A 17,493-nucleotide genomic window follows, 5' to 3' on the forward strand; every position below is an offset into this window, starting at 1 on the left:
TAAAAACGCAGCGTGCGCTGGGCATTTGGGCAATCAGCAGATGCCCATGAGGTGGCGCGGGCCTTTGGTGCCAACAGTATTTCAGCTTTCAGGTGCCGGCATTCGTGCTTCGCGCCGCTGAAGGAGGCGTAAAGCGATCGTCCGCAGGCGAAACTGGCGGATACGGGTCAAAAAAGCCAACTATGTGTGATTGCAGGCCCGCCTGTGCTCAGGCGAGCCACTTCAATCGACCTAAAACCTCAGTCCTTGGCGCGTTCGACGTAAGAGCCGTCGGCGGTCATCACCACGACGCGCGTGCCGGCCGAGATATGTGGCGGCACGGCTGTGCGCACGCCGTTGGAGAGCATCGCCGGCTTGTAGGACGAAGACGCCGTCTGGCCCTTGGTGACAGGCTCGGTGTCGACCACCTCGAAGGTGGCGCGCTGCGGCAGCACCAGCGAGATCGGCACGCCGTTGAACTGCGCGAGCTGCACGGCCATGCCTTCCTGCAGATAGGGCGCCATGTCGCCGACCACGGCTTCCGAGGCCACGACCTGGTCGTAGCTTTCCGGGTTCATGAAGTGAAAGCCTTCGCCGTCGGAATAGAGGAAGGTGTGCTCGCGCTCCTCGACATAGGCGCGCTCGACCATTTCGGTCGTACGGTAGCGCTCCGAGACCTTCACCCCGTCGCCGATGCGGCGCATGTCGAGCTGGGTCACCGGCGTGCCCTTGCCAGGGTGGATGTTTTCGGCAAAGAGGATGACATAAAGCTTGCCGTCCTTATCGACGACGTTGCCTTTGCGTAAGGAACTGGCGATGACCTTGACCACGATATTCGATCCCGTTCGAGTTTTTCGGCCTGCAAGCGTCGATTTCCGCGAAGCGGCGACGGCGGCCATCGCGTGCGCCCTAGCGCATCTTGCGCCGAACCGCCAGCCTGTCGGGCGATTTTCCTGCCCATGACCGCCGCTTCGCCCTGGTGGACGCCGCATATCCATGCCGACCGCCGACCCCGGCTGATGGCGCGCAATGCCATCGCCGCCGCCCTGCGCGGCTGGTTCGCTCAGCGCGATTTCGTCGAGGTGACGACCTCGGGCCTGCAGGTTTCGCCGGGCAACGAGGCGCATCTCGCCGCCTTCGCCACCGAGGCGATCGAGCCCGACGCATCGCGCCGGCAGCTCTATCTCCACACCTCGCCGGAATTTGCCTGCAAGAAGCTGCTCGCCGCCGGCGAGGAACGCATCTTCAGCCTCGGCCCGGTCTGGCGCAACCGCGAGCGCGGGCCGTTGCATCACCCTGAATTCACCATGCTCGAATGGTACTGCGTCGGCGATACAGTTGAGCGCCTGATGGATGACTGCGCCGAATTCCTGGCGCTCGCCGCGGACAAGGCGGGCGCCAAGAGTTTCCGTTTTCGCGGCCGCGAGGCCGATCCGTTTGCCGAGCCGGAGCGATTGAGCGTGGCGGAGGCTTTCCTGCGCCATGCCGGCATCGACCTGCTCGCGACCCTATCGGCCGACGGCAGCACCGACCGCGACGCCCTTCACGAGGCACTGGTCCGCGCCGGCCTGCGCACTGCTCCCGACGACAACTGGGCCGACCTGTTCAGCCGGGTGATGGTCGAAAAAATCGAGCCGGTGCTGGGGCAGGGGCGGGCCACCATCTTGTACGGCTATCCGATTTCGGAAGCGGCGCTCGCCCGGCCGAGCGCTGAAGATCCGCGCGTTGCCGAGCGCTTCGAGCTCTATTGCTGCGGCGTCGAGCTTGCCAACGCCTTCGGCGAGCTGACCGATGCAGCCGAGCAGCGCCGCCGCTTCGCCGCCGAGATGGATGAGAAAGAGCGCGTCTATGGCGAGCGCTATCCGCTGGACGAGGATTTCCTCGCCGCTTTGGCCATCATGCCGCAAGCCAGCGGCTCGGCCCTCGGCTTCGATCGGCTGGTGATGCTGGCGACGGGGGCCGCAAGGGTCGACGAGGTGATCTGGGCGCCGGTGGCCAGCCACTGAGCTGCAAGCACTTCATGGCGCTGTCCTGTTCGCGCCGGCGTTTCCATCGCGCACCCTGGTCATGAACACGTCGTAGCCCTTTGGCCCCATGCGCGCACGCAATTCCTTGCTGGTCTGTGCTTCGCCGCACGCAGCGACGAGTTCGTCAAAATGTTCGCGCAGTATGTCCTGGATAACTGGATCGTTGAAATAGTCATGCCGGGAAACCCCGTCGGGGACAGGGGCGGCGTCCATTATCATCCAGAACGTGTCGGCGTGCGTGGAAACGAAATCGCGGGCACGCGACGCCAGAGTCCGGACCATTGCCTTCCTGTCTGCATAGGTGCGCGCGGCGGATTGTTTGCTGGTCGGCCTTAAGCCCGGGCCTGCCGGAATGACGCTGTAGCGATTCCTGCCGTGTATCCGATAGGCCGAAAGCGGTATGTCGATGCAAGCCGAGCCGCTCAACGCGCTCAGGAACGGCATGAAATAGTTGTCCGTGGACGTTGAGTTGACCACATTCAATATTGGCCGTGCCCGTTTCAGGAACGATAGTTTGTACATGTTCGCCGTACCTGGCGACCAATGCCACCCATATTCGTGTGGCGCGATGAGTGTCGATTGTCGCCACAACAGTTCCCGGTCAGACTGGCTTAACAAACGCGGCACACCCTCGGCGTCGCCGGGACACATCGCCGTGCCGGCCTTGCTATGCAAAAAGAATGCGTAGCTTGGCGTCAGCATGGCGCCGGTTCCATCAACCTCACAAACGCCGCCCGATGTCACCGCGATACGATCGCCGCAATCGAGGTGAAGCTGGACGTGAAACGCGGCGAAGTTCGCAAAAAGGAAATCGTCGGCATCGACGATACAGACCAACTCGCCCGACAGCCGGTCGATGACATGTAGGAAGCCACCCATTTGATTTAGGTTTCTATCCAGATATTCGATGCGCAACCTGTTGTCAGCGTTTTCGAATTGCCTGATCGCATCCCGACTTGAATCGGTCGAGGCGTTGTCGAGGACAACGCATTCGAACTCGGCGTAGTCTTGCGACAGAACGCTCGATATCGCCTGGCCGACATACTGGCCGTAATTGTGGTTGATGATGACGAAGCTGATCTTCGGCGCGGTCATTATCGCTTCCGCCCGATCCTCAGAGAGATGCGGACATCGCGGAACAGCGATTTCGACAGGACGCGCATCGGCATTCGGCCTCCGAAACCGGCTCTGAGGATGGATCTTGCCTGGGCTCCGGAAAACCGGGCCAGGACCTCTCTGCCGAACCTCCTGGCACCGAAAACAGACCTTAATCGCGGCGCGTTGCGCTTGAATATCTCGACCGCGATCTTGTCGCTGAAATAATCGCGCAACCTGTCGGGGTTTTCTCGCGTGACTCGGTCCACGACCGGCCAGAACTCGCCCCCTAAGAGCCAGTCGAACCTTTCGCTTCCTTCGATCAGATACTTGACGCTTTCATATGTGAATTTCCGCAATTTGGCCGCGTATTCTCTGGTACCGGTGCGAATGCCCTCCATGCTTTCGCCCGTGGCGAAATAATTGCTTGAGTGCAGGCGATAGCCGGACAAGGGCATGTCGATCAGCGCGCTGCCGGCAACCGCATGGCATATCGTATTGAAATAGCCGTCGGCCGACGTCATCCAAGGGTTGCCGCCATCGTCCAACCGCAACAGACGCAGGATCGAGGTGCGGAACATGTTGGCGCTGCCCGGCGCCCAGAACCAGCCGACGTGTCCACGCGGTATGGTCGCCGTGCTGATGTCGAGGAGCCGGTATTGCGACGGGGAGACGGTCGGCAGCCGCAGCACGGTCCGCTCACCTCGCAGGCCTCGCTGCGCGCCCGGTCTGTTCAGCCGGAGTTGCTGGTACGAGGCCGTCAGGGCTGTGCCTGTCGAGTCCATCTCTGCGACGTTGGCCGAAGTGAAGCCGACGCTTCGTTGCAATGCCATATGCACCTGGATGTGCGTCGAAGCGTAGTTGTCGAACAGCACGTCGTCCGCGTCCACGAAGGTGACGAATCCGCCGTTCACCTTCTCCAGAGCCCACAGCGCGGCGCCGAGCTGGCCGTGGTTCTGCGCCAGCGTCTCGACCCGGAAACGCGGATCGCCTTCGACATGCCGGGCAATCACCTCCGCGCTGTCATCGGTCGAGCCGTTGTTGATGACGATGCACTCGAAATGCGGGTAGTCCTGCCGGCGTATGGAATCGATCGTCGCGCCGACATAGCCGCCGTAATTCCAGTTGATGACGACGAAGCTGACCAGCGGCGGCGACAGCGCGCCGCCGGCGAGCCCGTCAATGTCGCGGCCGGCGATCGTGAATGACTTGGCCGCGACGATCTCGCTCTTGCGAATGACGATCTGCTGGCCCCGGTGCAACAGCTCGTATTCCCCGGCGACTTGGCTCAGGAAGGCTTCGATCCCTGCCTGGGGACGCCTGGCCATCGGCAGATCCGGCCCCCACAGGTAATCGTCCAGGATCATGACACCGTCATTGTCGAGCAGATCCCAGGCCAGTCGGGCATCGCTGTAGGCGGACGTGGCGCAATGGTCGCCGTCGACATAGACCACGTCATACAGCCTTCCTTCGCCGGCAAGGCCGGGCAGGATCGTTAACGAATGGCCTTTGCGTTTCTCGACCCGGCCGGCGAAGGGCTTGAGGTTGCGGTCGAAGCGTCGTTCGACCTCGGCCATATCCGATTCATGCTTCGAGCCAGGCTCGAGATGCTCTTCGCTGCCCTGGAAGCTGTCGACGCAGGTAATGCGGGATTTTGACAGGAATTGCAGGAAAAACAGCGCGGAACGCCCCTCGAACGAGCCGATTTCGAGTACAGCCGTCGCCGTGCCGGCCTTGTCGCCGAGAAGCTCCTCCCAAAGCTTCAGGTGATGGGAGGTCCAGTCATGGGTAAACTCTCCGTCGACAAAATAGTCCATCCTTCCCCCATTAGCCCGGCGCTGAAGCGCGCGCGGCCAAGCCCACTTCGTCAGAACGTGACACTGTTCCAGCGACCGGAACCCCTTCCGGTCGCTTTGGACGGTTTGGCCGCGATATCCTGATTGTCCTGAGCCCATTGCACAAGCGGCAATGGAACAATAGATGGTGCGTGAGCATCCAGCAGATGGTGCGTGAGCATCCACAGACGGTGCGTGAGCATCGATGGATGGGCGCGGGCGTGATCCCGACCTGACAGACCGCGTGAACAGACAGGAACAACCGCATGACCGATAAGCTCGACGCAGCGAAATTGACCGATCGCGTCGCGGCGCTCGTCGAGGCCGCAAGGCGCGCCGGCGCCGATGCGGCCGACGCGGTGGCGGTGCGCGGCCGTTCGGCCGGCGTGTCGGTTCGGCTGGGCAAGGTCGAAGGCACCGAATCGTCGGAGAGCGAGGACGTGTCGCTGCGCGTCTTCGTCGGCCAACGTGTGGCGAGCGTCTCGGCCACCGCCGCATCCGACCCGAAGGCGCTCGCCGAGCGTGCCGTGGCGATGGCCAGGGTTTCGCCCGAAGACCCGTTCCAGGGCCTCGCCGACCCAGCGCTGCTTGCCCGCAATTTGCGCGATCTCGACCTCTTTGACCCGACAGAGGTATCGGCAGACGAGCTGAAGGAAGCTGCACTTGCCGCCGAAGCGGCCGCGTTGGCCGTCAAGGGCGTCACCAATTCCGCCGGCAGCAGCGCCGGCGCCGGCTTGGGCGGCATGGTTCTCGCCACCTCGCATGGCTTTGTCGGCCAGTATGTCGCCTCGCGTTTCTCGCGCTCGACCAGCGTCATTGCGGGTGAGGGAACCGCGATGGAACGCGACTACGAATTCTCGTCGCGCCAGCATTTCGCCGATCTCGACACGCCGCAGGACATCGGTCGCAAGGCGGGCGAACGTACCGTTCGTCGCCTCGGCGCCCGCAAGGCGAAGACCGGCCCGGTCGACGTAGTGTTCGATCCGCGCGTCGCGCGCGGCATTGCCGGCCATCTCGCCGGCGCCATCAACGGCGCCGCGGTCGCTCGCAAGACCAGCTTCCTGCGCGACATGATGGGCAAGCAGGTGGCGTCGGCCGCGATCACCGTCACCGACGAGCCTTTGCGGCGGCGCGGCCAGGCCTCGCGCCCCTTCGATGGCGAGGGCATCGAGGGCGAGAAGCTGCTGATGGTCGAGAAGGGCGTCTTGAATCACTGGTTCCTGTCCACCTCGGCCGCGCGCGAGCTCGGCCTTGTCACCAACGGGCGCGGCTCGCGCAGCGGCTCGTCGGTTTCGCCGTCCTCGACCAACCTTGCCATCGAGCCCGGCGAGCGCTCGCCGGAAGATCTGATCGCGTCGTTGAAGAGCGGCTTCTATGTCACCGAGGTGTTCGGCCAAGGCGTCGACATGGTGACCGGCGAATACAGCCGCGGCGCTTCCGGCTACTGGATCGAGAACGGCGCATTGGCCTATCCGGTCGCCGAGGTGACGATCGCCTCGAACCTAAAGGCCATGTTCCTGAACATGGTTCCGGCGAACGATCTCGACCGCAATTTCGGCACAGCGGCGCCGACGCTCCTGATCGAAGGGATGACCCTTGCCGGCGCTTGACCAATTGACCTCGAGCGACGCCCGCGACGACCTCGCTTTGCTGCGCGACGCCGCCCGCGAGGCCGGCGCCATCGCCATGGGCTATTTCGGCAAGAACCCGCAGGTGTGGATGAAGGGCGGCACCTCGCCGGTGAGCGAGGCCGATCATGCCGCCGATACCTACCTGCGCGAGACCTTGCTCCGGCTGCGTCCGGATTATGGCTGGCTGTCGGAGGAGACCGCCGATGACCATGCCAGGCTGTCGGCCCGCCGCACCTTCGTGGTCGACCCGATCGACGGCACGCGCGGCTTTCTCGACGGCCTGCATTCCTGGTGCGTCAGCGTCGCCGTGGTCGAGAACGGGCGCTCGTTCGCCGGCGTGCTCGAATGCCCGGCCAAACGCGAGACCTATTGGGCGCTGCCGGGCGAGGGCGCCTATCTCAACGACAAGCGCATCTATGTGCGCCCGCTGGGCGAGAGCGTCGATATCGGCGGGCCCAAGCCGCTGGTCGACTTGATGCCGCCGGCATGGCAGGACAGACTGCGGCGGACGGCCTACATCCCTTCGCTTGCCTATAGGCTGGCGATGATCGCCGCCGGAAAGCTCGATGCGACCTTCGTCAAGCCGAGCGCGCATGACTGGGACATCGCCGCCGCCGACCTCATCCTTGCCGAGGCGGGCGGAGCATTGCTCGACCGCACCGGCAAGCCGCCGCGCTATGCCGGCGAGGTGATCAACCATGGCGCGCTCGCCGCGGGCAGCGGCGAACTGCTCGGCGTGCTCGCCAGGGTGATCGCGGGGATTGACCAAGGGTGAGTCGGCCCGCAGTTCCAAAATCGGCTGCTTTGGGCTAAACGTTTCACAAAACTCATGAATCTGCGAAGGATCGGCATGGCCGTGGAAGACGGAAAGAAGCAGCTTTTGCACCTGGTGTTCGGTGGCGAGCTGAAAAAGCTGGGTGGAACCGAGTTTCGCGACCTGGACGCGCTCGACATTGTCGGCATCTATCCCGACTATCAATCGGCGCACGCCGCCTGGAAGGCGAAGGCGCAGGCAAGTGTCGACAATGCTCATATGCGCTATTTCGTTGTTCATCTGCACCGCTTGCTCGATCCAGAATCGAAGGTCGGCGGTTGACGTCGATGGAGCATGAAGCGGTGAAAGGGGCGACCCGGCCGCGCGCCGGCAGACGCGGCGGAACGCGCACGCTGTGGCGGCGCATCCGCGAGCCGTTGGCACAGTCGAGTTTCGTCAAGAACTTCATCGCCAGCCTGTTCGCCTGGTTCTTGCGGCTGATTCGGGTTACCAGCCCGCTCGTCGACGGCTCGACCCGAGTAGCCGGCGGGGCTTATGCGCATCTTGAGCCGGGCATCATCGCGCTCTGGCACGGTCAGCATCTTTTGACCCCTGCCTATTACCCCGAGGGCCGGCCGCTGGTCGCCATGGTTTCGCGCAGCGCCGACGCCGAGCTCCAGGCGCTGATGATCGAGAAATTCGGCATCGAGGCGGTGCGCGGCTCCGGCGGCCGCAACAATTCGAGGCATTTGGACAAGGGCGGCGCCAAGGCCCTGATCGCGCTGAGGAAGGCGCTCGCCACCGGCAAGAACGTCGCCATGATCGCCGACATTCCGAATGGCACGCCGCGCGACGCTGGGCTTGGCATCGTTCTCCTGGCAAGGCTTTCCGGCCGGCCGATCCTGCCATCGGCCATCGCCACCAGCCGCCGCAAGGTGCTGGAGAAGAGCTGGGACAAGACCACAATCAACCTGCCGTTCGGCCGCTCCGCGGTCATCGTGGGCCAGCCTGTCTTCGTGCCCGCCGATGCCGATGACGCCGAGATGGAGCGCAAGCGCCAGGAGGTCACGGCCTCCCTCAACGCCGCGACGGCTGAGGCTTATCGCCTCGTGGACGGCGGCAAATGAGCGAGCGCTGGGCGCGTGCGGCCCTGACTGCCTATCGCTATGCGGGGGCGGTCGCCTATCCGCTGATCGGCCCCTATGTCGCCTGGCGCGCCTCGCGCGGCAAGGAGGATCGTGTCCGCCGCCGAGAACGCTATGGCGTCGCCGGCCGTCCCCGTCCGGAAGGGCCGGTGATCTGGATCCATGCCGCAAGCGTGGGCGAGACCATCGCGGTGGTGCCGCTGGTCGAGAGCATCCTCGACTATGGCGTCAACATCGTCTTGACCACGGGCACGGTGACCTCGGCCAAGGTCGCCGAAGAGCGCCTCGGCAGCCGCATCATCCACCAATATGTGCCGCTCGATCTCAAGCCCGCGGTAAGCCGTTTTCTTGATCACTGGCGGCCGGAACTGGCGATCATCGCCGAATCGGAAATCTGGCCGATGACGATCCTGGAACTTGGCGCCCGCAACGTGCCGCAGGTTCTGGTCAACGGCCGGCTGTCGGACCGCTCCTTCATGTCCTGGAAGAAGCGCGCCGGCGTTGCCGAGGCGCTGTTCGAGAATCTTGCCCACGTCATTGCCCAGTCGGATGTCGACGGCGAGCGGTTCCGCGCGCTGGGCGCCCGGCCGGTCACCGTTTCCGGCAACCTCAAGGTCGACACCAACCCGCCGCCGGTCGACGAGCGGGCTTTGGCCACCCTGCAGCGCCAGATCGGCGAGCGCCCGACCTGGGCTGCGATCTCGACCCATGACGGCGAGGAGGTCGTGGCCGCCGAGGTCCATGCCAGCCTGTACAAGCGTCATCACGGGCTCTTGACCATCATCGTGCCGCGTCACCCCGATCGCGCCGATGCGCTGGCCGCGCAGATTTCCGGCATGGGCCTGTCCGTGGCAAGGCGCAGCAAGGGTGACCGCATCTCCCACGATACCGACATCCTGCTCGGCGATACGATCGGCGAAATGGGCCTTTATCTGAGGCTGACCGAGATCGCTTTTGTCGGCCGCTCGCTGACTTCGCAGGGCGGCCAGAACCCGCTCGAGCCGGCGATGCTCGAAACCGCAGTGCTGGCCGGCCGTAACGTGCAGAATTTCCGCGAGGCCTATCAGCGCCTGCTCGACAGTGGCGGCGCCAAGCTGGTGCGCGACCGCGACATGCTGGCCGGCGCCGTCAATTTCCTTTTGACCAACGAAGCGGCGCGCCACGAGATGATGGCGGCGGGTGCCGCCACAGTCGACGAAATGCGCGGTGCGCTTGCCCGCACGCTGAAATCGCTCGAGCCCTATATCCAGCCTCTGGTCGTCAAGGCGCGCCTGAAAGGCGCAAACGGGCGCTAGATCATGACCCCAGAAATCGGATCCGATTTTTGGAAAAGTCGATGCGCGAAGCCGAGACGCATGGGGCAGGCGCGATGACCAGCGAAGCGCCACCCTTCTGGTGGGAAAAGCCGGACTGGCGCGTGCTTGCGCTGTCGCCCGCATCGGCGATCTATGGACTGGTCGCCGGCCGCCGCATGCGCCACGCGCCGCGCGAGAAGGTCGCAGCGCCGGTCCTGTGCGTCGGCAACCTTACCGTCGGCGGCAGCGGCAAGACACCGGTCGCCATCGCTTTGGCCAGGCAGGCCAGACGAATGCAGCTCACGCCAGGCTTCCTGTCGCGCGGCCATGGCGGCTCGTTCGCCGAGCCGCATGTCGTCGATGCGCATCACGACGCCGCCAAGCATGTCGGTGACGAGCCGCTGCTCCTGGCCGAACATGCGCCCGTCGCGGTGACGGCGAACCGCGCCGCCGGCGCGAAGCTGCTCATCGAAGGACATGGCTGCGATTTCCTGATCATGGATGATGGGTTCCAGTCGGCGCGCATCCATATCGACTATGCGCTGGTCGTGGTCGACGCCCGCTTCGGCATCGGCAACGGCCGCGTCATCCCGGGCGGGCCGCTCCGCGCCAAGGTCGTCGACCAGCTGGTCTTCACCAGCGGCTTGCTGAAGATGGGCGAGGGGGCCGCCGCCGACGGCGTCGTGCGCCAGGCGGCGCGCGCCGGCCGGCCGATCTTCCTGGCGCATGTCGAGCCGGCCGACCCGTCGCGCTTCGCAGGTGGCCGCTTCCTTGCCTTCGCCGGCATCGGCCATCCGGAGAAATTCTTCGACACGGTGCGTGGCGCGGGCGGCGAAGTCGCGCTGTCGCGCGCCTTTCCGGACCATCATTTCTACGCCCAGGATGAGCTTGCCGATCTCCTGACGCTTGCCCGGCAAGAGGGGCTGCGGCTTGTCACCACGGCAAAGGACGCAGCACGGCTGCGCCACGGCGAGACGCCTGCCGGTTTCCTCGCCCAGTTGGACGTGCTCGATATCGAGGCCGTCTTCGAGCTCGGTCATGTGCCCGAACGCATCATCGACGAGACGCTCGACGCCTGGCGGCAGCGCAAGATGCGGGGCTGAGCTTCGAGCTTGATGAGGGGAGGCGAACAAGTGGCTACGGCTATCCTGCGCGCCGCATCGCCTGCAGGATCGCCTCGTCGCGCTCGACATTGAGCTTGCTTTCGAAGTCGAAATGCCAATCCCTGTCGCGCAGCGCGGAAGTCGAGGCGTCGCCGCGCCGGATTTTCTGGTCGAGGTCGGAAAGCGATCGCGACCAATAGTGATTGATCCTCAGGATATCGAACTGGGGAGGCATGCCGGGCACGATGGTCCGTCGACGGGTGTCCATCCCCTCACCGGACAGGAATTTCGACTGATGGACACCCACCCTGTAGACCATGCGCGGGTTGAGGATTGTCTTGACCGTCGTGATGTCCGGCCCGGCTCGCATCGTATAGGCCTCGACCACCGGCCGTTCCGGTCGATCGACCTGGCCGGAGGAGCCATAGAAAGCTTGCCAGACGCAAACGCCTGGCAGGTCGCGATAATCCTTCAGAACCGAGGCTACGTCACATCCGTCGGGCGCGAAAAGAAACTCATCGATGTCGAAGAATCCGATCCACAACGCTTCGCGCCAGCGCCTGCGGATACAGTCCCCATAAGCCGACAACTGCCCCACCGGCCGCGGCCAGTCGACCAGCGTAACCAGGCCCTCCTGGATGAACGGGTTCAATACGGCTTTGAAGTCGTCGGTCGAGAAGTTGTTGTAGAGATAGAAATGCTCGAATCCCACATTCTGATGGAACCTGATCCATTCGGCCAGGAACGGCGCTTCCTCGCGGAAGATGGCGCAGGCCGTCAGCTTGAATCGGGGCGCCCTCGACACCGCCCGATCGCGCCGTCTCGCACGCATGACAAGCGGCATGCGAAGAAGTGTCTTGAGAGATTTCCTGAAGTTTTTCAATGTAGTACCCTGAGCGGTCGAGCTTGGCTGCCAAGGCGCCATGGGCTCGCAAGGGTTATCCCCGCTTGCGCAATTCCGGGTGCATCTCGATCTCGCGGGCAAGCGACACCGCAGCGTTCACATAGGGCTCCTGCCGGGCGACGCTCCAATATTTGAGCTCGTCGAGCGGAATGTTCTCGCCCGTCACTGCACAGCGCACGAAAGAGCCCGGACTGGTGACTTGGAAGTCGCCGTCGAGATAACGGATCCGGGCTTCCCTGCCGCCCGGGCCTTCGAAACGGTTCATCATGAAAGGACGCTGCAGTTCATCGGGTTTCAATCGCCATAAATCGTAAGCAACGTCAAGCTTGACGCAATGCTCATCCGGTATGGCTGCAGCGACAAATGGTTCCCGGAGCCCCGGCATGGACATCACTCCGACCCGCTTGAACACGCTGATCAATGAGGCGCTCACCCCGCAGGCGGTGCCATCGCCGAAGGCCAATCCGGCGACGGCGGCTTTGATCAAGACGCTGGTCCAGCCGCCGGTGCCATCAATGGTGCAGGCGGCGCAAATCGCGGCCCAGTCGCTGCCAAGCGCGCTGCCGCGCCCTGCCGCCCAGGCATCGCCACGCCTGTCGTCCTCCGAGGTCGAGGACGCTTACCGGGCCGTCATGGAGCCCGATGCCGCCTCAGGCGATGCGCCGGCAAGACCTTCGACAGGCAGGGCGGCGACGGATACAGATCAGGCACCGCGCGGCTTCGCCCCGCCACCGGCAGCGGTCATCGACACCACGCCGAGCCCCGCGGTCACTCCGCCATTGTCCACATTTTCGCCGACCGTCGCTTCCGCCACGATGCTGGTCGCGGCCAATGCCAATGCACCGCAGCCTCGCGGCGCCGCGGTTCGTCCGGCTGGTCACGCGCCGCGATCCGATTCTGTTGCGGTATCGCTCTGGACAATTTCGGTCGTCACGGCAATCGTCTCGGCCGTGACCGCCACCATCATGGTTCTGTTGCTTCGATAAGCCCGCTCAGACGCCGTCCTGAAGGAAAGCCTCGAGCTTTTCCGGAGCAAGCCCAGCCTGTTCGGCAATGCGCCTGGCAAGGTCCGCCGCCGCCGCGCGCGGCCGGCCGACCGGGCGGTCCATCCAATAAGACACCGGATTGAGCGCAGAGCGCTCGTCGACGGCAACGATGCGGCCGGATTGGAGCTGGTCTGCCGTCAGCGGCGGCCGCGCCAGCGCGATGCCCAACCCATGCGCGGCCGCATCGAGCACCAGATTATAGTCCTCGAAACGCCGGTCCTGCGGACGCGGGCGATAGTCCATGTCCTGCGCCGCGAGCCAGGCGCGCCAGGCGGACGCGTCGGAATCGTTGATCAGCGGGAATTTCAGCAGCCGGGCAGGATCGCCTTGTCCGATCTCCTTCGCCAGCTCCGGCGAGGCGATCGGGAAAATATGCTCCTCGAACAGCTGTACCGAGACGCGGCCCGGAATGCGGCCGCGCCCGCAGCGCACCGAAAGGTCGATGCCTTCGTCGGCAAGATCGGCCTGGCGGTTGTCGACGTCGAGCACGATGCGCAGCTTGGTCGGATGGTTCTCCAGCGCGGCCATGCGCGGCATTAGCCATAGCCCGCTCACCGACGGGATCGAGGCCAGCCGCACCACGGCGGTGCCGCGCGGCTCGACCCAGCGGTCGGAGTTGAACGAGATCAGCGCGAAGGCCTCGGCGGTCCTCAAATGCAGCCGGTTGCCCTCGATCGTCAGCGTCACGCCACGCGCGTTGCGCTCGAACACTTTCAAGCCAAGCCAGTCCTCCAGCTTGGCGATCTGGCGGCTTACCGCGCCATGGGTGAGGTTGAGTTTTTCAGCCGCCGCGGAAAAACTACCCATGCGCGCCGCCGCATCGAAGGCACGCAGGGTTTCAAGCGGCAGTATCTGGTCAGAGCTGTGATCCATGGTCACAGCTGACCCTCGAATTGGTCGTTTGTCAATCGGCCGGCAATAGCGTTTTCTGCATCCATGACGCAGAAGGACGAGGCTACGGCAATGAGCGCTTACACCGGCACGTTGAATGAGACACAGCGCATGGACACCGCCGCAGCGATCGCGGTGACGCTGACGGTTATCGGCTGGGCCTCCGCTTTCCCGGCGATCCGCGCCGGCCTTGCCGCCTTCCAGCCGCTGGAGCTCGGCGCGCTGCGCTTTGCCATCGCGGCGGTTCCGGCCGCCATCTTCCTCGCGGTGAAGCGCCCGGCACTGCCCCGGGTGGGCGAGCTGTGGCGCTTCGGCTTCGGCGGCGCCATCTTTGTCGCGCTCTACACGGCCATGCTCAATTTCGGCGAGCTGACCGTCTCGGCGGGCGCGGCCGGCTTCATCATCAATGTCAGCCCGATCTTCACCGCCATCATGGCGATGGCGCTGCTCGGCGAGCGCTTCTCGCGTCTGGCGTGGCTCGGCACGGTCATTTCCTTCGCCGGCATCGGCATCATCGCGGTGGCCGACGGGCACGGCCTTCATTTCAACGCCGGCGCGCTGCTGGTGCTGGGCTCCGCGCTCTGCTCCGCCGTCAACACCATTGTGCAAAAGCCGCTCTTTGCTCGCCATCATCCGCTGACTATTTCCGCTTCCAACATGGTGCTCGGCGCGCTCTGCCTGTCACCCTTCCTGCCCGAGGCTTTTTCGCAGGCAGCGGTCGCCGACACCGCCGGTCTTGGCGCCGTCATCTATCTCGGCATCGTGCCCTCGTTGATCGCCTATGCCGCCTGGGCGACCGCGCTGTCGCGCCTGCCTGCCGCGCGCGCCTCGAACTTCCTCTACCTCGTCTCGCCGACCTCCGCCTTGATCGGCTTCTTCTGGCTAGGCGAAGTGCCGTCGCTGCTCGGCATCCTGGGCGGCGCGCTGGCGCTGGGTGGCGTGATCGTGGTCAATTTGAAGCGTTAGGTCAAAAGTTTACGGCCGTTTCCGGACTCGAACTGAAAAGTTGAATGCGGCTACCGGCTGCCCCTGTGACGCAGGCGCAAGGCAAGCTATCCTGACCCGCCTTGACGGAGGGGATAGGGGTGGGAAGAGGGTTCATTGCCGCGGTTGGCTGCTTGCTGCTGCTAGGCCAAAAAGCGTTCGCGGGTTGGTATCAGGTGGAGAACTACGAAGGCTCCATCGGACCGAACCCGGTTCACGTCTCCCTGCAGCGCTATGCCAGCTTCGGCAGCGGCATCAGTGTCGAGGGAAGCTATTTCTACGACTCCAGGCAAAACCCAATCGCGATCTACGGCAAGGCGGAAGGCTCAAAGCTTACGCTGTGCGAAATCGCGGACGACCGGGAATTTCAACGCGTCCTCGTCATGGGGTCCAAAACACCCGTCGGCACCACGGGATGCCCTTTCTCTCTCGAGATCAATGACAGCGGCGCGGCGGGAAGCTGGAGCGAAGGCGTGGACAAATTTCCCGTTACGCTCAGGAAGGTCGCGAGTCTCGACGATACAGGCGACCTGAAGATCGACGGGACCGTGGAAATTCCCTTTTGGGCTGAGACGACCCGCGACAGATTTGCGGGGATTTACACGAAGTCCGACGCTGGCATCTGCATGACGAAAATGCAGGTGATCAACAAGAAGAAAAAGAAGGCCGTTCAGGAGATCGGCTTCGACGATGAGGACTGCAATGCCGGTATGTCGACGACGCCCATTTATATGAACGTGCAAAAATGGGTGGAGGGAGGCAAGGTCATCATTTCGGTGGATTTTGGAGGCGGCAAATTCGCAGGCGCGAATGACTATGTCCTCAACCCGAAGACAAGAAAATACCACCTCAAGAAATGATATTCAGTGAATGGCGCCAACACTGCTGTTGCGCAACGAGCCAGGCGCACGCTCACCGCCGCCCGAACAGCCGCTCGATATCGGCGAGCTTGAGCTCGATATAGGTCGGGCGGCCGTGATTGCAGGTGCCGGAGCCGGGCGTCGCCTCCATCTGGCGCAGCAGCGCGTTCATCTCCTCGGCCTTGAGCAGGCGCCCTGAACGCACCGAACCATGGCAGGCCATGGTGGCGGCTATTCGGTCCAGCCGATCCTTCAGCGTCTCGACCGTGTCGTTGTCGGCGATCTCGTCGGCGAGGTCGCGCACCAGCTGCTGCACATTGGTTTCGCCCAGCATCGAGGGCGTCTCGCGCACCGCCACCGCACCGGGACCGAAGCGCTCGAGGCCCAGGCCGAATTTGGCGAGCGTCTCGGAATGCATCGCCAGTCGCTCGGCATCCTCTTCCGGCAGGTCGACGATCTCGGGCAAGAGCAGCATCTGCGACGGCACGGCGCGCGAATGCAGCGCATTCTTCAGCGCCTCGTAGACCAGCCGCTCATGCGCGGCATGCTGGTCGACGATGACAAGCGAATCCCGCGTCTGGGCGACGATATAGTTCTCATGCACCTGCGCGCGCGCCGCGCCCAGCACCATGCCGAGCAGCGCCTCAGTCGGCTCGGCCATGCCGGCGCGGACATCGGCGCTGGCGAGCGGCCCGGTGTCGAAGGCCGCCTGCTCGTTCTCGGCGAAGCCGTTTCGTGGCGTCCGTGCCTCGTCCATGTCGAGCGGCCGCTGCGCCGAGCGCAACGGGTCGAAGCCTCCGGAAGCGCGATAAGCGGCCTCGTAGCTGCGATGGCCGTTGGCCGGGCCGGGATGCGAGTGGGGCGCCGCACCCGGCCGGAACGCCGCCATCATGCCGGCAGCGCCCGTCGTCGCCGCGCGGATGCCGGCGCCGGCCAGCGCCTCGCGGATGGCGCCGACGATCAGCCCGCGCACCAGGCCGGGATCCCGGAAACGCACATCGGCCTTGGCCGGATGGACGTTGACGTCGACCGTCGAGGGATCGAGCGACAGGAAGAGCACCGTCACCGCATGCCGGTCTCGCGGCAAGACGTCAGCGAAGGCGCCGCGGATCGCGCCGGCGATCAGTTTGTCGCGCACCGGCCGTCCATTGACATAGGCATATTGCTGCAGCGCATTGGCACGCGTGTAGGACGGGATCGAGACGTGGCCGGCAAGGTGAACTCCCTCCCGCGCGGCATCGATGGCAATGGCATTGTCCGGGAAATCCTTGCCCATCACCTGCGCGACGCGGGCAAGCCGGCCCTCCGGCGTGTCGCTGGTTGCCGGCAGTTCCAGCGTCGAGCGGTCGGCGCCGGCCAGCGTGAAGCGGACAGCGGGAAAGGCGATGGCGATGCGCTTCACCACGTCGCTGGTGGCCGAACTTTCGGCGCGCTCGCCCTTCATGAATTTCAGCCTGGCCGGGGTGGCGAAGAAAAGGTCGCGCACCTCGACCGTGGTGCCGCGGTTCGCCGCCGCCGGCTTCACCGCCGAGACGCGCCCGCCGTCGATGCCGATCTCGGCCGCGCTGTCGCCGCCAGCCGTGCGCGAGCGGATCGACAGCCGCGCCACCGAGCCGATCGAAGGCAGCGCCTCGCCGCGGAAGCCGAGCGAGCGGATGTCGTGGATGCTGTCGGAAAGCTTTGAGGTGCAGTGGCGCGCTATCGCCAGAGCGAGTTCCTGTTCGGGAATGCCCGAGCCGTCATCGGTGACGCGGATCAGGTTCAGTCCGCCGCCGGCGGTGACGATCTCCACGCGCGATGCGCCGGCATCAAGCGCATTCTCGACCAGTTCCTTCACCACGCTCGCCGGACGCTCGATGACCTCGCCGGCGGCGATCTGGTTGATCATCGTTTCGGAAAGCTGGCGGATGGGCATCAGGCGATTATAGGCGGATTCGTAGAAGC

The 17,493-nt window shown here is 64.5% G+C and carries 17 protein-coding genes; 10 read left to right on the plus strand and 7 right to left on the minus strand.

Features of this window, described 5'->3' with window-relative positions; translation table 11 throughout:
* Positions 1–239: 239 nt before the first annotated feature.
* Positions 240–809 (minus strand): elongation factor P, encoded by a 570-nt coding sequence (gene efp, locus FJ425_RS12920; RefSeq protein WP_140542739.1) that lies wholly within the window; start codon positions 807–809, stop codon positions 240–242.
* 129 nt (positions 810–938) lie between these two features.
* Here efp and epmA point away from each other — a divergent pair, with 129 nt between their 5' ends.
* The gene (gene epmA / locus FJ425_RS12925; RefSeq protein WP_140723907.1) at positions 939–1,985 is read left to right on the plus strand and encodes an EF-P lysine aminoacylase EpmA; all 1,047 of its coding nucleotides are present in this window, start codon (positions 939–941) and stop codon (positions 1,983–1,985) included.
* Between the two features lie 12 nt (positions 1,986–1,997).
* Here the strand turns inward: epmA and FJ425_RS12930 are convergent, their stop codons facing one another.
* Together FJ425_RS12930 and FJ425_RS12935 are read right to left on the minus strand one after the other, a co-directional pair.
* A complete protein-coding gene (locus tag FJ425_RS12930) occupies positions 1,998–3,101 on the minus strand; it encodes a glycosyltransferase (protein WP_140723910.1) in 1,104 nt (367 codons plus the stop codon).
* Positions 3,101–5,122, minus strand: coding sequence for a glycosyltransferase (locus tag FJ425_RS12935; RefSeq protein WP_140723912.1), 2,022 nt, complete (start codon positions 5,120–5,122; stop codon positions 3,101–3,103). Before FJ425_RS12935 ends, FJ425_RS12930 begins: the two co-directional genes overlap by 1 nt.
* Before the next feature lie 80 nt (positions 5,123–5,202).
* On the opposite strand from FJ425_RS12935, the gene FJ425_RS12940 reads away from it, so the two are divergent.
* From FJ425_RS12940 to lpxK, 6 genes are all read left to right on the plus strand, one after another.
* On the plus strand, positions 5,203–6,546 hold the full coding sequence (locus tag FJ425_RS12940) for a TldD/PmbA family protein (RefSeq protein WP_140696838.1): 1,344 nt from the start codon (positions 5,203–5,205) through the stop codon (positions 6,544–6,546).
* The gene (locus tag FJ425_RS12945; RefSeq protein WP_140723915.1) at positions 6,533–7,342 is read left to right on the plus strand and encodes a 3'(2'),5'-bisphosphate nucleotidase CysQ; all 810 of its coding nucleotides are present in this window, start codon (positions 6,533–6,535) and stop codon (positions 7,340–7,342) included. Before FJ425_RS12940 ends, FJ425_RS12945 begins: the two co-directional genes overlap by 14 nt.
* Before the next feature lie 75 nt (positions 7,343–7,417).
* Positions 7,418–7,663, plus strand: a complete 246-nt coding sequence (locus tag FJ425_RS12950; RefSeq protein WP_041002569.1) for a DUF4170 domain-containing protein — start codon at positions 7,418–7,420, stop codon at positions 7,661–7,663.
* A 5-nt stretch (positions 7,664–7,668) separates the two neighbouring features.
* Positions 7,669–8,448 (plus strand): lysophospholipid acyltransferase family protein, encoded by a 780-nt coding sequence (locus FJ425_RS12955; protein ID WP_140542733.1) that lies wholly within the window; start codon positions 7,669–7,671, stop codon positions 8,446–8,448.
* Positions 8,445–9,761, plus strand: a complete 1,317-nt coding sequence (waaA, locus tag FJ425_RS12960; RefSeq protein ID WP_140542732.1) for a lipid IV(A) 3-deoxy-D-manno-octulosonic acid transferase — start codon at positions 8,445–8,447, stop codon at positions 9,759–9,761. The genes FJ425_RS12955 and waaA overlap by 4 nt, the downstream gene beginning before the upstream one ends.
* A 74-nt stretch (positions 9,762–9,835) precedes the next feature.
* The gene (gene lpxK, locus FJ425_RS12965; RefSeq protein ID WP_140724247.1) at positions 9,836–10,864 is read left to right on the plus strand and encodes a tetraacyldisaccharide 4'-kinase; all 1,029 of its coding nucleotides are present in this window, start codon (positions 9,836–9,838) and stop codon (positions 10,862–10,864) included.
* Positions 10,865–10,904: 40 nt separating this feature from the next.
* Here lpxK and FJ425_RS12970 read toward each other — a convergent pair whose 3' ends face one another.
* Together FJ425_RS12970 and FJ425_RS12975 are read right to left on the minus strand one after the other, a co-directional pair.
* The gene (locus FJ425_RS12970) at positions 10,905–11,696 is read right to left on the minus strand and encodes a glycosyltransferase family 92 protein (protein WP_246677927.1); all 792 of its coding nucleotides are present in this window, start codon (positions 11,694–11,696) and stop codon (positions 10,905–10,907) included.
* A gap of 106 nt (positions 11,697–11,802) precedes the next feature.
* Positions 11,803–12,036: a DUF2093 domain-containing protein gene (locus FJ425_RS12975; protein WP_040986608.1), complete on the minus strand. Its 234-nt coding sequence runs from the start codon at positions 12,034–12,036 to the stop codon at positions 11,803–11,805.
* Positions 12,037–12,151: 115 nt separating this feature from the next.
* Here FJ425_RS12975 and FJ425_RS12980 point away from each other — a divergent pair, with 115 nt between their 5' ends.
* Complete coding sequence (locus tag FJ425_RS12980) at positions 12,152–12,754, plus strand: hypothetical protein (RefSeq protein WP_140723920.1); 603 nt, start codon at positions 12,152–12,154, stop codon at positions 12,752–12,754.
* A gap of 6 nt (positions 12,755–12,760) precedes the next feature.
* On the opposite strand, the gene FJ425_RS12985 is transcribed toward FJ425_RS12980, so the two are convergent.
* Complete coding sequence (locus FJ425_RS12985; protein ID WP_140723923.1) at positions 12,761–13,687, minus strand: LysR substrate-binding domain-containing protein; 927 nt, start codon at positions 13,685–13,687, stop codon at positions 12,761–12,763.
* A 90-nt stretch (positions 13,688–13,777) separates the two neighbouring features.
* On the opposite strand from FJ425_RS12985, the gene FJ425_RS12990 reads away from it, so the two are divergent.
* Together FJ425_RS12990 and FJ425_RS12995 are read left to right on the plus strand one after the other, a co-directional pair.
* Positions 13,778–14,671, plus strand: coding sequence for an EamA family transporter (locus FJ425_RS12990; RefSeq protein WP_140723926.1), 894 nt, complete (start codon positions 13,778–13,780; stop codon positions 14,669–14,671).
* A gap of 152 nt (positions 14,672–14,823) precedes the next feature.
* Positions 14,824–15,549, plus strand: coding sequence for a hypothetical protein (locus FJ425_RS12995; RefSeq protein ID WP_140723929.1), 726 nt, complete (start codon positions 14,824–14,826; stop codon positions 15,547–15,549).
* 52 nt (positions 15,550–15,601) lie between these two features.
* On the opposite strand, the gene mutL is transcribed toward FJ425_RS12995, so the two are convergent.
* Positions 15,602–17,464 carry a DNA mismatch repair endonuclease MutL gene (gene mutL, locus FJ425_RS13000; protein ID WP_140723932.1) on the minus strand — a complete coding sequence of 621 codons (1,863 nt, stop codon included), beginning with the start codon at positions 17,462–17,464 and terminating at the stop codon, positions 15,602–15,604.
* Positions 17,465–17,493 lie beyond the last annotated feature (29 nt).

This window comes from Mesorhizobium sp. B2-7-2, assembly GCF_006440775.1.
Lineage (GTDB): Bacteria > Pseudomonadota > Alphaproteobacteria > Rhizobiales > Rhizobiaceae > Mesorhizobium.